General features: G+C 40.5%; 10 protein-coding genes. 2 read left to right on the plus strand and 8 right to left on the minus strand.

From position 1 onward, the window contains the following. Positions 1-20 precede the first annotated feature (20 nt). The 5 genes from R2R35_RS03725 to R2R35_RS03745 form a co-directional block, all read right to left on the minus strand. Entirely contained in the window at positions 21-698 is a 678-nt protein-coding gene (locus R2R35_RS03725; protein ID WP_317733152.1) for a TetR/AcrR family transcriptional regulator, read from the minus strand. 19 nt (positions 699-717) lie between these two features. Beyond that, positions 718-2,319 carry a xylulokinase gene (locus tag R2R35_RS03730; RefSeq protein ID WP_317733153.1) on the minus strand — a complete coding sequence of 534 codons (1,602 nt, stop codon included), beginning with the start codon at positions 2,317-2,319 and terminating at the stop codon, positions 718-720. An 11-nt stretch (positions 2,320-2,330) separates the two neighbouring features. Continuing rightward, complete coding sequence (locus tag R2R35_RS03735) at positions 2,331-3,494, minus strand: class II aldolase/adducin family protein (RefSeq protein ID WP_317733154.1); 1,164 nt, start codon at positions 3,492-3,494, stop codon at positions 2,331-2,333. A gap of 77 nt (positions 3,495-3,571) precedes the next feature. Beyond that, positions 3,572-4,987 (minus strand): aspartate aminotransferase family protein, encoded by a 1,416-nt coding sequence (locus R2R35_RS03740; RefSeq protein ID WP_317733155.1) that lies wholly within the window; start codon positions 4,985-4,987, stop codon positions 3,572-3,574. Positions 4,988-5,969: 982 nt separating this feature from the next. After that, positions 5,970-6,905 (minus strand): helix-turn-helix transcriptional regulator, encoded by a 936-nt coding sequence (locus R2R35_RS03745; protein WP_317733156.1) that lies wholly within the window; start codon positions 6,903-6,905, stop codon positions 5,970-5,972. A 92-nt stretch (positions 6,906-6,997) separates the two neighbouring features. On the opposite strand from R2R35_RS03745, the gene R2R35_RS03750 reads away from it, so the two are divergent. Beyond that, on the plus strand, positions 6,998-7,612 hold the full coding sequence (locus tag R2R35_RS03750) for a peptidase E (protein WP_317733157.1): 615 nt from the start codon (positions 6,998-7,000) through the stop codon (positions 7,610-7,612). 239 nt (positions 7,613-7,851) lie between these two features. Here R2R35_RS03750 and R2R35_RS03755 read toward each other — a convergent pair whose 3' ends face one another. After that, complete coding sequence (locus R2R35_RS03755; RefSeq protein WP_317733158.1) at positions 7,852-9,390, minus strand: ABC-F family ATP-binding cassette domain-containing protein; 1,539 nt, start codon at positions 9,388-9,390, stop codon at positions 7,852-7,854. Between the two features lie 819 nt (positions 9,391-10,209). Here R2R35_RS03755 and R2R35_RS03760 point away from each other — a divergent pair. Then, positions 10,210-12,870 carry a calcium-translocating P-type ATPase, PMCA-type gene (locus tag R2R35_RS03760; protein ID WP_317733159.1) on the plus strand — a complete coding sequence of 887 codons (2,661 nt, stop codon included), beginning with the start codon at positions 10,210-10,212 and terminating at the stop codon, positions 12,868-12,870. A gap of 156 nt (positions 12,871-13,026) precedes the next feature. Here the strand turns inward: R2R35_RS03760 and R2R35_RS03765 are convergent, their stop codons facing one another. Both R2R35_RS03765 and R2R35_RS03770 read right to left on the minus strand, forming a co-directional pair. Then, a complete protein-coding gene (locus R2R35_RS03765) occupies positions 13,027-14,160 on the minus strand; it encodes a toxic anion resistance protein (RefSeq protein WP_317733160.1) in 1,134 nt (377 codons plus the stop codon). A 16-nt stretch (positions 14,161-14,176) separates the two neighbouring features. Continuing rightward, positions 14,177-15,526 carry a 5-bromo-4-chloroindolyl phosphate hydrolysis family protein gene (locus R2R35_RS03770; RefSeq protein ID WP_317733161.1) on the minus strand — a complete coding sequence of 450 codons (1,350 nt, stop codon included), beginning with the start codon at positions 15,524-15,526 and terminating at the stop codon, positions 14,177-14,179. Positions 15,527-15,643 lie beyond the last annotated feature (117 nt).

Consider the following 15,643-nt stretch of genomic DNA (forward strand, 5'->3'; position numbering starts at 1 on the left):
TGTTTCTTCTAATACTGCTCTTATTTTTCTTCTAATGCTGCTCTTACAAAGCGGACTATGCTCTTCTCTACCCCTTCAAGTTCCGATACATTTTCTTCACCTATGAAAATCTTCAGCCGTTCTTTGTAATAGTCAGAGGATAAGGAGAATTGATACACCATAAATATATTATCAATACAATATGCCAATACTCTTTTATCTATCTTATTACTTACGATACCAGCTTCGATTCCTGCTTCGATAAAATCACAGAGCATCCGGGGTGTAATTCTTTCAAGCTTGGAGGAAAGCCTGACAGAAAGAGGAGCCAAAGCCTGTGTTGTGAGATCAAGATAGAGCTGATTTAATTTGGGATATTTTAAGGAAAACTCCCTGGAGGCAGCCAGCATACGCTCTACGCAGTCATAGATATCCCTGCTGGATTTCCTTACCTCATTTAAGATTTCTTCCATAAGAAAATAAGCGTTATTTATTATGGTCAGAAATAAATCCTCTTTAGAAGCAAAATAACTGTACATTGCACCTATGCTAATTTCCGCATTCTTTGCAATATCATTGATACTGGTTGCATTATAACCGTTTAAGGCAAAAGCATCAACAGCAACCTCCAGAACTTTCTGCCTTCTGTCTTCAGTAGTTTTTTCAAAAGTATCTTTATGAAATTTCAGCTGATTACTTCTTAATATGATCTCTGTCATTATCCCTCCGCTGTTTACCTCAGATTCTTTGATTCAGCCGCCGAAAAGCTCTTTTATTCCTCATATACAAAGACTTAAATACTTCAAAATTCCTGTCATGGATGCTTTTATTCTTAATATCAGGGTGGTATACTTCCCTGACTTTTATTAATGTTTCAGCCTCTTCAAATCCATTAAGAATACCAAGTCCAACTGCTGTTACTACCGCTGCACCTAATGCCCCTGCATTCTGAGGACTTTCTATTGTTTCAATATCGCATCCAAGAACATCAGCCAGGGTATGGCAGGTAAGAGGTGACAATGCACCGCCTCCCACAAAGCGAATTGTCCTAGACGTCTTTATCTTCTTGCTTTGAGCTTCTAACTGCCACCTCAGATGATAACAGATTCCTTCAATAACTGCATGGATCATATCCCTTTTACCGGTTTCAAGCCGTATATTAAAAAACATTCCTCTTGCATTTGGATCCTCAAACGGACATCTGTTCCCATGAAGCCAGGGGGTAAATATAACACCATGACTGCCCGCCGGTACACCTTGTATCTCCTTCATCATAAAATCATATAAATTAACGTAAATACTTTCATTGGTTTCAGATACGCAGATTTTGTCCAGGTAGATATTGATTTCATCCATAGCCATATGATCCTTTACCCATTCCAGGCATTTACCTGCCGTTTCCAGTTCAGCAAAATAATGAAAGGCACCTTCTGCAGCTCCAACTACAGAGGCAATCATAGAATGAATATCCAGTGTCCTGCGATTTACAACCGTTGACACCCAGCCGGAGGTGCCGGAATATATATGCGTACTGCCTGCTTTTACAGCTCCTGCTCCCACACCGATTAAAGAAGCATCACCACCCCCTCCAAATACCGGAATCCCTTCCTTTAGCTTTAGTTCTTTTGCTGCCTTATCTGTAAGGACACCAACCATATCTGTACTGCTAACGATTTGCGGCAGATGCTTCCGGTCAACCCCAAGCATATGGCACATACTCCCGCTGAAGGTATTTCTCCCCTTTCTGCTGTCATAAAGCATGGTGCCAAAAGCACTGTCTCTGGTCATAACAAATCTTCCGGTGCATTGTAAGATGAGATATTCCTTCACATCCAGCCACTTATAAATAAGGCTGAAATTCTCCGGCTCATTCGTCTTAACCCAGTTATATTTCCAGACCGGATCCTTCACACTGGCAGCCACAGCCCCCGTGATGTAGATAGATCGAAGCAGCTTTAATATATTTACACCGGAAATTTTGGGTCCTCTTCCCATTACTTTTCTTAACTCTGCTTCTGCTCTTTGATCCATATAACTCATAGATGGCCGTATTGGCTGTCCGTCTTTATCCACCAGTACTAGTCCCTGCATTTGTGAGCAGAAGGAAATCCCTTTGATATCCTCAGGGGTAATGCCACTATTTTTAGTCACTGCCTCTGTCGTGCCACACATCGCTTCCCATATTTCTCTTAAATCCTGTTCCGCTCCTCCATTCTCCATTATGTATAGCTTATATCCCTTTACAGCAGACGCTACCAGCTGTATGGACTCTGATATTTCATACAGACAGGTTTTAATTCCGGTAGTACCAACATCATAGGTAATAACATGAGAACTCACCGAACCCCTCCTTATAAAGCACTATTCATCTGCCTGGAATATTTCTTCAGATATACAAACCGCATTAGATTTCTATCCAGAAGACTAATAGGTTTCGTTCCCCCAAACAAGACTCCTGCCGTATAGGCCTTACTATTCTTTTCAAGAATCATACTTACCGCTAATGCATCTCCTTTTGTATTACCGCAGCAGAGAGCACCGCTGTTTTTGATAAAAACTGCTGAGGATTTCTTGAGGGCTGTAGTCTTAAGGGGTGAAGCTTTGGTTACATTTCTTACACTGGTTCCTACAAGCTGCGCGAAATCGTCCACCAGCGGGTAAAGTATCCTTTCAGCACAAGATATCGAATGAGTATATGCTGTATCCGTATGCAGGATGTAATTAATTTTTTGATTACTCTCATATATCTCCTGATGAATAGCAGCATCCTCCGGTAATGAATCCAGTAAATCACCATTTTTTATAGAAACACTTTTACCCTCCGGCAGCAGGAGAATGAAACCGTCTTTTGTCCTCTCACTGTTGCAGTAAGGGGGCCTTATTGCCAGGTTGGCATCAAGTTCTTTAATTTTTGACGGGTCAAATACGATATCCGGTTTCATCTGCAGATATCTGGCAGTAATTACAGCTTCACAGGCTTCCTCTAGTTGAGTGGCTGCCATAAAAGCTTCTTCTTCATTTTTTCCAAAGCATAAAGCACCATGATGTTTCATGATAACTGTATTTCCACTGGATTTTCGTAAAGCCTGGGCTATTCCTTTGGCCAACTTACCTGTCCCCGGAAGACCGTAAGCCGCGCAGATTATTTCTTTCCCCAGAAGCGGATATTTTACACCGGGTTTTACTGATTCAAGGCCAAGGGTACTGATTACAGAAGCATTTTCCTGATGGGTATGTATCACAAAATTTATTGCTGAGTTGAATTTATAAACCTCCGCATGGACACCTTTTTCTGAGGAGGGTTTCATAGTTCCTTTATAACTTAAATCCTCTATTGCTACCGTAACAATTTCCTCTGGAGTCAATGACAAATAATCTCTCCCGCTAGGTGTTATAACAAACTGAGTATCACTGATACGGCAGCTGACATTTCCCCAGGTTCTGGCTATAAGTCCTGATTCCACCAGCTTTTTCCCTGCGTTAACAACACTTATTTTAGCTTCCTTCTCCTCCATGACAGTCTCCTTCATCCGCTAACCTTTTACAGCCATATTTTTAAATACCTTTTCAAATCTCGTCAATACGTCATCTATCATTTCCTCTGTGTATGCAGCACTGGTATACAGCCGGCTTCCTGCCAAGGTACAAGCCCTTCCGCCATATAAGCTGCTCCCACATGCTCCATCTCTTTCTTACGCTCCGAGGTTGCATTTAATACGCCCGGAATCGTCCATGGTTTTGACCAGTTGATTGCATAATGGGTTGTTCCAACGGTCTCAAGATGACAGATCGATCCTTGGTTAAAGGTTACAAAAGGCAGGTTGTATTTCGCAATCAGTTGTTTCAAGCCTTCGGTTAAACGGTCACCCATAAGCCCTGCCTTTTGTGCTGCCTGGGTTCTCTCTATTTCGCAAAGAGTATAATATCCTGCCACGCAGCTAAGTGGATTAGCAGCCATGGTTCCCCCTACAAGTGCCTTCTTAACCTTCGGCCCTCCGGCAATTCCTGCTGACAGAAACTTCATATATTCCTTCTTCCCCCCAAGTCCTCCGGCTCCCGGATAACCTCCGGCCACCACTTTTCCAAATATGGTGAGATCCGGACTGACACCAAAATATCCCTGAGCTCCGGACATACCAACCCGAAAACCTGTAACAACTTCATCAAAGATCAGAAGGGCGCCATATTTACGGCAAAGGGCCTCAACGCCTTTGTTAAACTTTCCGTCTACTGGCGTGGTTCCGCTTTCAGGTCCAAGAGGTTCAATCATAACCGCTGCCGTACCGCCGCTTAATGTATTCCGTTTCAGCTTACGTTCCAGGTCGTTTAAATCATTGGGGAAAAATTCCTGGGTATGCCGGAAGATATAGCGTGGCACCCCATGGGCCTGGGTCCATTTAGAGCCCGGTATACGGATACCATAAGCCAGCTGGTCACTCCATCCATGATAAGCACCGCCCATTTTGAGGATATTTTTCTTCCCGGTAGCAAGTCGTGCTACCCTTATAGCTGCCATACAGCTTTCTGTCCCTGATCCAAGCATTCGAAACATCTCAACCGTCTCAAAATTGTCAATAATTTTTTTTGCAATTTTGTATTCATATTCATGAAATAGTCCGGTGGAGGGTCCGCATTCATTTAGCAGCTCTATTACCTTACTCCGTACTTCCACAGGATTACTTCCTAAAACTGTCGGTCCGCCCGCCTGTAAAAAGTCATAATATTGGTTTCCATCGATGTCATAAAGATAAGCTCCTTCTGCTTTTGTAAATACGAGAGGGAAGGGATAATTAAAAGCCAGATTATGCTGTACACCTCCGGGAATTACCTTCGAAGCTTCCTCAATCATATGTTTGGACTTGATACACTTTTTGCTATAGTATTCATCCTCGTAGGTCTTTAAAGCACCGGGCTTTACCGAATAGATCGGTTTTGCTATCAATGCATCCAGCTGGCTGTTTATTTCTGCCGCATCCGGATAAGTGGAAATTGAAAATCTGTTATCCATAGTAACCTCCCAATATGAAATATTCTTTCGAGCGAGTATTCGCTCGTTAAAGTGAACGGAGCAGTACTTTTTAAACCAAATGTTATTGACGTAACAAAAGGTTTTCAGGGACATTGGTATTGGTGTAATGATATAGAATGAATTTCAGCCGGCAGGTAGGCGGAGGTGCAGTGATGTCCTGCGAATAGAAACCGGACCCTATAAATATAGCCTCACGGGAATCAGAACCGAAAGCACTCTATGTCAGCACTCTATGTCAGCACACTTGTCATATTTCATAATATGTAAGTCTGTATTCGTTTTATTACTTCACAACCATATATTATAATAATATCTTAAAGTAAAATTTTCAAAATGCTGAGGTTGCGATTACTACCAGTAGCTTTTACAAAATCCATGAGGCCTCAATTCCATGGATTTTTAACTTTATGGCAAATAGCTCTAATCGGTCTCGTTTTATAACACAAAAAAAGACAGACTAAGGTAGTCCGTCATAAGACAGTAAAAAAATTAAACTGTTAAAGGGTAACTGCCAAGTGAAATGTCTAAAACAATCGTATTGTTCCAAGTGGACGATACGCTTGTTTTTTTCTTTTTCTGTCCCGATAAACAGATACAGATAAATAACTTTATTATGTCGGAGGGCAGATGTTATACCAAAAAGAGAGCGAAATTTACGGCTTCATATCATGCGAACACATGGCAGAAGTAAACAGTCAAAATCAAAGTGCTTTTATTCGCAAGCTGCCCCTTGATGGGTATGCCGTAAATGTTGGCCTTATAAAATTGGTTGCGCTTTAGGACTCGAGCCAAGTTGTCCCGAAGTCAAATAAGGAATGAGCGAAATGACGCAACTTAGCTGGGTTTGGGGTGGCTACCCTAACAAGTAATTTTGAGATTTGACTGCAAGGGAAAACCCTCAAAATGCGCAGGTGTGCTCACTTGCCCTGCTTGCCGTTTTAGCGGAGAACTTAAAACAGGGTTATACAAGATGCTTTCGTATGATTTCTAATCTTTCAATAATGAGGTTTTTCAAACCCTTTGGTTGAATGGATAAAATATTTTCTCCATAAGCAATAAAATAATTTGCAATAAAAGTTTCTTCCCCTTTGTTATAGAATCCCTTTATATAACATCTTCCATTTTCATCACATAGCTCCATTGATGGATAATGCTCTTTATAGAATATATCCAAACCTCTAGCAGAAATCCCAACTTCAAAGTCAATCGCTTCTTTACCCCGAAACATTTCTTTAGATGGAATGAGTAATTCAGAAAGTGCATGGGGGGTATATTTATCGCAAGGCTCTACAGAATGGATTTTATCACAACGAAAAACCTGCGGCTTTTTTTCTTGGAAATTATATGCGGTGGCATACCATTGCCCATAGGCAGAGGTTATATCGAAAAACTGAACATGATACAGCTTTGTGTTCGCTCCCTTTGTATAGCTTACTTCACACACCATTTCTTCAACGGCCAAGTGCAAAATGTCCTCTAAGCAGCTACATTCATTCTTGTTTTGATAACTGCCTAAGCTGAAAATCAATTCCATCTTTCGTAGCCTTTGTATTCGTTCTTCTGATATGCAGCTCTCAAATTTTTGCTTTAATTTGGGGATGTTCAGATGAAAGGGGGTAGACTGATAGGCATTAAGGGTTTGCATGGAAAAATAAAGAGCATAAACCTCGTCGATCGTAAAGACAATGGGAGATAATAAACGGTTAGGAAGAATACCATAGAATCCGTTTCGTCCATGTGTTGAGTAAATTGGCATACCTATTTCTTCTAATGACTGAATGTCCCGGAGTGCTGTGCTTTTGGATATAGAATATTTATCCATTATGCTTTTAAGATTAAAAAATTTTTTATCTTTAAGATATATCATCATATCGTTAAGTCGTTCTGATTTTTTCATGAATAGCCCTCTTTCCAAATAAAAGGTTTCATTAATTGACACCATTATAGATTATACTATAACCAAGACCAAATAGAAAGGATCAATGCTTTATGAAAAAACTTTTTTTAGTATCATCTTTTAAGGATGTAGTTGACATATTCGCAAATTTAGAGAAAGACTTGAACGGCAAAACCGTTACCTTTATCCCTACTGCAAGCAAAGTGGAAAAGGTTGTATTCTATGTGAGCGCAGGAAGAAAGGCTCTTGAAAAACTGGGTCTAATTATTGACGAACTGGATATATCAACTTCCACCCCCGATGAAATCGCCATAAGAATTAAAAAGAACGATTTCATCTATGTGACAGGGGGGAATACTTTCTTTTTGTTACAGGAGTTGAAAAGAACAGGTGCTGATAAAGTAATCATTGATGAAGTCAATGCTGGCAAACTTTATATTGGGGAGTCTGCCGGGGCAATAATTACATCTGCAAACATTGAATATGTCAAAGGAATGGATAGCGTAAAGAAAGCACCGGACTTAGAAAACTTCGATGCTTTAGGTTTGGTTGAGTTTTATACTGTTCCACACTTCACCAATCCTCCCTTTAAAAAAATCGCACACAAAATAGTGGACACCTATTCATCCAAATTAGACTTATCTCCTATTAGCAATAACAATGCAATCGTGGTTAATAACAGCGAAATAGAAGTCAAAAGCAATTAAACTTCGGGTCAACTTGGCCCGCCAAGCTGTTGAATCTCATGGTTCAAAGCGGTGACAACTATGACAAGTAGCGGTACACATGGTAAAATAGAAGTAGACATGAACACTTTGGCAGACTGCCCGAAAAAGGAGGAAATTATGCGGCAGTCTGTCTAGGTTCAGTATTGAGAAGGAGGGAGAATTGATTGCTTCTATTGCCAGACGAATTGAACCTTCTGTGTGTAATTATTCGTTTCCTTTTATCCTATGCTGCTGATGTCAAGTACCTTAGTCGCCCATGACTTGTAAAACGCTTCCTCGTGGGATACCAGCAGCAATGTCCCTGAATATCTGACCAGGGCATTCAGAAGTGCTTCTTTGGCGCTGCTATCCAAATGATTCGTTGGTTCATCCAGTATGAGAAAGTTACTGGGTGATAACATAAGCTTGCATAATTTGACTTTCGCTTGTTCCCCTCCGCTTAAAGAGGCTATCTCCTGGATTGCATGTTCATTGCTAATACCACATCTGGCTAACTGTCGTCTTACCTCCTTCTTATTATATTGAGGATAAGCATGGGATATTATTTCAAAAGGTGTAAGTGAAGGTTCCTCCCAACTCAAATCCTGTCGGTAATATCCGATTTTCACCCAATCCGCAAATTGATAGCTGCCGGACAGCTTCGTTATATTTGCCGTCAGAGTTTGAAGCAGCGTGGACTTTCCGATTCCATTAAAACCTGTTAATACAATTTTCTCACCACCTCTTACGGTAATATTGATGGGCGGCAGCAAAGGATAGTGATATCCCACTTCCAGGTTCCTTACCTTTAATACCTCCTGAATCGTACCGGAACTTTCTTCAAAGCCAAAATCCAGCTTAGTACCACTGTTGACAGGTGCCGTTATCCGGTCCAGTCTTTCCAACTGCTTTCTCTTGCCTCTTGCTATTCTGCTGTTATTACCCGCAATATTTCTTCTGATAAAATCTTCCGTCTTCTTTATCATCTGCTGCTGTTCATTATATCTTCGTATGTGGTCCTCTTTCAAATGTTTTTTCTGCTTTAGATGCTCTGAATACTTTCCATTGTATTTCTTTATAATTCCCGAATCAATATCACAAATACAGCTGCATACCTTTTCCAGAAACTGTATGTCATGTGATACAACTGCAAAAGCATTGGGAAAATCTCTTAAATATTCTGCCAGCCAGTGCACATGTTCTTTATCCAGAAAATTAGTCGGTTCATCAAGAAGTAATACCTCCGGTTTCTCTAACAGAAGCTTTGCAAGAATTATCTTGGCTCTTTGACCACCGCTTAAATGCGATATCTTTCGCTCTTTTCCCAAAGCCTCCAATCCAAGGCCAGTCATAATTTTATCAATTTGCGGTTCAATCAGATAAAAACCCTCGTTCTCTAAAACCATCTGGCAGTCAGCAGCCTTTAGCAGGTCTTTGTCACTACTGTACTCTGTATACCTTCCATACAGGGCATTCATTTTCTTTTCCAGGTCATACATATCTTTATATGCTGTCCTTAAGTATTCTATTATGGTATTTTCACCCGGTATCTCTGCATGCTGGTCCAGATGCCCTATCCTTATCCCGGGCTGCCATACAATTCGCCCATTATCAGGAACCACCTCTCCTGATAAGATCTTAATTAAAGTACTCTTTCCTGCACCGTTTTGTCCAACAATCCCCATATGCTCACCTTTATACAAAGCAAGAGCTTCCTTTTGATACAGGAGTTTGTCTCCATAGGTATGGGTTAATTCATTTATTTCAAATATGCTCATAATTATCTCCGTTAACAATTGTGGGTAACACTGATTATCAGTTTCTTTCATATTTAGTTACTGGGAACAGCTGAGCCTCTTTCTGAAACCACTAAAATCCGCAAACAAAAAGCAGAAGGCTTATAACACAACGGCCTTCTGCTTTGGTTTTACATTCATTCAATTACTGCATGTAAATCCAGTATCCCAGACTGTACTCCTTAGCGGTATACAAAAAGGCCGCAGACAAAACATTGTCTGCGGCCATAAAGATAGCTGAATCTATTCCCGAAAAACAGGTACTAAAAGAAAAGCACATGATTATCCCTATGCTTATCATACCTGTTTTCCGATGAATGGAAAGCTTTATGCTTTTAGTTTCGGCTCCGTACAATGCTTCATCGGCTTCAGTTGTACAGAGCTGTTTTTCCTGGTCATTTCATCTATAATCAAACGTTTCACGGTTAATTCCTCCAAATTAGCAATTAGCAATTAGCAATTAGCAATTAGCAATTAGCAATTAGCAATTCAATTCTAGCACAAGGTCCAGAATTTGTAAAGCCTAACCGAGAGAATATAGTACTTGACACTGTCTTTTACGTGTGTTAAAATTACACGACAATTTAAATTACTCGTGAGGGAGTAGTTAGCGCAGTTTACTGCGTGGTAAGTCAACATACTGACTGTTAAAGTCTGGCTTGCCTTAATTAACGAGACTCATGTATAGCTGCTATAGCCATACATAGGTCTTTTTTTTATGACTCGTGATAGCTTAGGGCTATACGCGGGTCTTTTATTTTGTAAAAATCGACATATTTTTATACTAGGAGGAAAAATGTTGTGAAGGAATTTATGGAAAACAGAGAAAGTCTTGTAAAAAGGCTTAACACAAATTCAACAACAGGACTGCCGGAGGCTCAGATTAATCAAAACCTCCAACAATACGGCAGCAACACATTGACCAGAGAAAAACCGGAATCCTTAATGCGCAGGATACTTGCTGCTGGCAGCGAACCCATGATTCTCATGCTGATTATGGCAGGAATTATAGCACTGGCGGTTAACATTATCCGTGCTACTACCGGTGGTGAGGCTGATTTTCTGGAATGCGTGGGTATATTTGCAGCTATTTCCCTGTCAGTTATTATTACTGTTGTAATGGAAGGCAAGAGTGCCAAGGCATTTGAAGCCCTTTCAAAAATAAGTGATGATACACAGATAAAGGTTCTTCGAAACGGTGATACCTTAATGATAGGTCAAAAGGACCTGGTAGTAGGCGACATTGTACTGCTTTCAACCGGTGATAAGATACCTGCCGATGGAAGGCTTCTTGAAAGTACAGGACTTGCTGCAGATGAGTCTGCATTGACCGGAGAAAGTATTCCTTCTAAAAAAGATGCGGAATTGATAATTACAGATGAAAAAACTGCACTTGCCGACCGGAGCAACATGCTTTATTCCGGTAATTACATAACCAGCGGCTACGGCAAAATGCTTGTTACAGCAGTTGGTGACAGCACAGAATTCGGTAAGATAGCAAAAGAACTTACAAAGACAGACCGAACCTCCACCCCTCTTCAGGAAAACCTTGCAAGACTAGGTAAGACAATTACTATACTAGGTGTTATTGCTGCCGCCATTGTATTTGTCTCAGAGCTTATCAGCTTCTCTTTATCGGGGGGACTTAATTTTGAAGATGTCCTGGATGCTTTCGTAACCAGTATCGTCCTCATTGTTGCAGCCGTACCTGAGGGTCTTCCTACCATAGTGGCTGTTTCACTTTCCATTAATATTATCAAGCTTTCTCATCAGAATGCACTTGTTAAAAAGATGATTGCTTCCGAGACTGTCGGTTGTATTAATGTTATCTGCTCTGATAAGACCGGAACCCTGACAGAGAATAAAATGACAGTTTCTGCTTATTATGATGATAAGTGGCATGACAATACCAACGAGCTCTCCTGTGACTGGATTGTCCACAACGTCTGTCTTAACACTACCGCTGACATTTCATTGGACGGTACCTTTATCGGTAATCCTACGGAATGCGCCATGCTAAACTTCTATGAAAGCTCAAGAGCAAAAGCAGACAGCGGTAAGACCTATAAAGACGAACGCCAGGACCATGATGTATTGTATGCCTTTCCTTTTTCTTCTGAGTTAAAACATATGACAACCATCAGTAAAGTTGACGGTAAAATCATTTCTTATGTGAAAGGAAGTCCTGAATGTGTGTTCGCCATGTGCAGCATCTCAGAGGAAAAACGCAGGGATATTGAAACTTATATCACGAAAGCGCAGGAAAAGGCCATGCGTGTCATTGCTTTCGCCCATAAAGAATTGGATGCCATGATGGACTATGAGGCAGACGACCACCATTCCGAAATGGAGAACAATATGACCTTTGACGGTTTTGTCGCCATCTCTGATCCACTGCGTGCAGATGTATACGAAGCCGTTAAGAATTGCCGCATGGCTGGTATAGACTTAAAGATCCTTACCGGTGACAATATTGTAACCGCAACAGCCATTGCCAATGACCTCCACCTGCTGAACTCAGAACACATTGCGGTAGAAGCAAAAGACATTGTTGATCTGACAGATGAAGAATTACTTCTGAAATTACCCCAAATCAGTGTTATCGCCCGCAGTACCCCTACCATAAAAATGCGTGTAGTGAAGCTTTTGAAATCACAGGGCAATGTGGTAGCAGTTACCGGTGATGGTATCAATGATGCACCGGCACTTAAAAATGCCGATGTGGGTATTGCTATGGGTATCTCTGGAACAGAGGTTTCAAAAGAGGCCAGCGATATCGTTCTCCTGAATGATTCCTTCTCCACCATCGTCAAGGCTATTGCCTGGGGACGTGGCATATACGAGAATTTCAAACGTTTTATACAGTTCCAGCTGACAGTTAACGTATCCTCTGTAATTGTAGTATTTACGTCTATCCTTTTAGGCTTGAAGGCACCATTTACTGCCCTTCAGCTCTTGTGGATCAACATTATTATGGACGGGCCTCCGGCTCTTACTTTAGGCCTGGAGCCTATTTATGACGATCTGATGAGCCGTCCGCCTACGAAACGAAGCGACAATATTGTTTCAAAAGGAATGCTTATCCGAATTGGACTTACCGGCGTATATATCTCTATCATCTTCCTGTGCCAATATGTCTTCAATTTCTTAGGAGCCGCTGAGGAAGAGATGACAACTGTACTTTTTACATTATTTGCACTCTTTCAGCTGTTCAATGCCTTTAACTGCCGTGAGCTTCATGCTGTAAGTATTTTTAAGCACCTTCTGAAGAATAAAATCATGTTATTGGTAATATCCATTACCTTCCTTCTTCAGATATTGATCATACAGTTTGCCGGAGCTTTCTTTGGGACAATCCCTCTGGATATTACAATGTGGGCTAAAATATTCGCACTTTCCTTTAGTGTTATTATCCTGTCTGAGATTTCAAAGTTAATCTTTCGCGGAATAAGAAAAGCTTAATACCTTAAAAAGAAGCATGAGAAATTCGGATTATTGAAGTGACCCCCATAAGTTAGACCTAAAAATCTAACGTATGGGAGGTCAGTTCATATATCAGAACTTCCATGCTTCTTTCATTAACTGCTATTTCTGAACTGTTATACCTTGCAGCAGACTTTATCCTCTCATGCTAAGCAATTTATTCTTCAGTTCATTTTCAATGCGATTCAATTCAACTTCAGCTTCTTTTCTCTTCTGACGGCCTTCTGTCTGAATACGAAGAACCTCGTCTAAAGTAGAAATCAAAGATTGATTGGTAATACGGAGTGTTTCGATATCAACAATACCGCGTTCGGATTCCTTTGCGGTCTCAATAGTAGCCATCTTAAGGGTTTCTGCATTCTTTCTTAACAGCTCGTTTGTCATATCAGTAACTTCTCTCTGGGCTTTGGCAGCCTGTGTGGAATGAGCAACCCCAAGAGCAAGTACCATCTGGCTCTTCCAAAGAGGTATTGTATTAACGAGGGTGGACTGAATTTTCTCGGTCATTAGTGTATCATTTCCCTGAACCAGACGAATCTGCGGAGCCATTTGTATGGATATCATTCTTGTAAGTTCCAGGTCATGTATCTTTTTCTCAAAACGGTTTATTACAGCCACAAGATCATTGACAGCCTGTGCATCCTCAGGTAATCCACTTAAATTTGATTTCTCCACTAATTTAGGCAGCTCTTCTTCCTGTACCTGAACAATCTTCTTTTTACCTGCCAGAATGTACATGGACAGTTCCTTAAAATAGGTTTTATTCAGCTCATACATTTTATCCAGCATGGATATATCCTTAAGCATTTGAATCTGGTGAGCTTCTAATACCTTGCAGATCTTGTTGATATTTACTTCTGCTTTATCATATTTGGCTTTCATTATGTTTAGCTTGTTTGCACTTTTTTTGAAGAATCCCAGGATACCTTTCTCTTCGGTATCCGCATCAAAACTCTTCAATTCCATTACGACATCCGAGAGCATATTTCCTATCTCCCCCAGATCCTTCGTCTTAACATTATTCAAAGCAGATTCTGAAAAGTCAGCGATCTTCTTCTGGGCACCTGCACCATATTGGAGAACCAGGTTGGATTTGGTGAGGTCTATCTTACTGGCAAAATCCTCTACCATTTTCTTTTCTTCCACTGTCAGTGTACTTTCATCAAATTGCTGAACCTGTTGTTTCTCCTCTTGGAGTTTAAGCATTGAGGGTTCTTTTACTTCCTCTTCAAAAGGGTCAAAGGTTAAGGTAGGTGTATCTCCATTCATTCATTTATCCTCCAGTTTATTCATTCGATACAAAATCCTTCTGTGTCAGACCTTCCTGTGCCAGGAGAGTTTCCAATACAGATATATCACTGGAAACATCCATGGTCACATCTTCATAAAGGCTGTCCAGTAAATTCTCAAACGCATGATTTATTGTATTAAGTGTTTCTTCAATCTCATTCTTAGCTGTTGATATATTATCGCCTTCAACTGATAATCTATCAAATTCTTTATAGGCATTCACAAGCTTTAATGTTGTCGGAAGGTAATAATCCATAAACTTCTGGATATCTGTCAACTGGCTGGGATGCTGTTCGATATATAAAAAGATTTTGCCGATGACTTCTTCCAAACGGTCTAAACGTCTGGATATCTCCTCACCGGGAATTGCATCATTTGCTTCTCTGATCTGCTGTATACAGTCTCTGCCGGCTTCAATGGCTTTTCTTACTTCATAATCATTGGTACCGGAAGTTCCTGCTTGTCCCTCCAAGTTATCCTTCTTAACACCAGACATTTCCTGCATACGGACTCTCTTCTGCAGCTCCTGATATTGCTTATAGCTCTCCTGATTTAACATAATGCAGGTCTCCTGCTCGTCAAATCTGCCTTCCGGAAACATACCGATATGAATCATCTTCCGCAAATCCTTTATCACATATTTCCGTTTGAGCCCTAAAGCAGAAGTGAGGTCATTTATAGAGTAATACGGCCGGCCCTTGAATAAATCCGTGTAACGTCTGAATCGTCTCAGCCTTTTCCTTAATGCACCACCTCTGGCAGACATCGTACAGCTTACAAGAAAAAAGGGTATAAAAGAAAGTGCTATGGTAAACAAATTAACTTTACTGTTCATATACCCGACCAAAGCCAGGACAAAAGCTCCGATACCAAAGAGGCTCATTCCGATTGATCCAAATACTGTGTAGAGAATACTTGCTACTTTTCCAACCGGTACCTGAGGGTATTGCTGCTTTTGATTCGTAACCGCGGTATTTGTCTGTTTTGGAGGAACAGAAGATTTATAGGTGTTGTATTGCTGGCTTCTTTTATAGTCTGTCCCTGTACGGTTGTTATTCTCGTAGTTTTTTCTGTAGTTCTGCTCTTTATAGTCTTCTTTATAGTTCTCTTTATTTTCGTTTTTATATTCATTCTGCTTGTCCCGATTCATAGAATCATTTGCATTCCAATGAATATTTCTATAGCTGCCATAACCCGTATTAAGAGCATCCTTCACTTCATCCAATGCACCTTTTACCGTACTGCTTATATCTCTGTTTAATTGATGAAAGTCCCTACTATTCACTGCATTCTGGACTATATTCCTTATTTCCTCACCCAAATCAGTGAAATTCCTTCTATCCATTACAATTCCTCCGCTATATTACTGTCAACATATAACTAGCCATATTATATCGTATTTTCTATGAATTAACAATTTAAAATATGATTGAAATATTATTAAGTTTTTAATCAAATTATA

It is taken from the genome of Anaerocolumna sp. AGMB13020 (genome assembly GCF_033100115.1).
Lineage (GTDB): Bacteria > Bacillota > Clostridia > Lachnospirales > Lachnospiraceae > Anaerocolumna.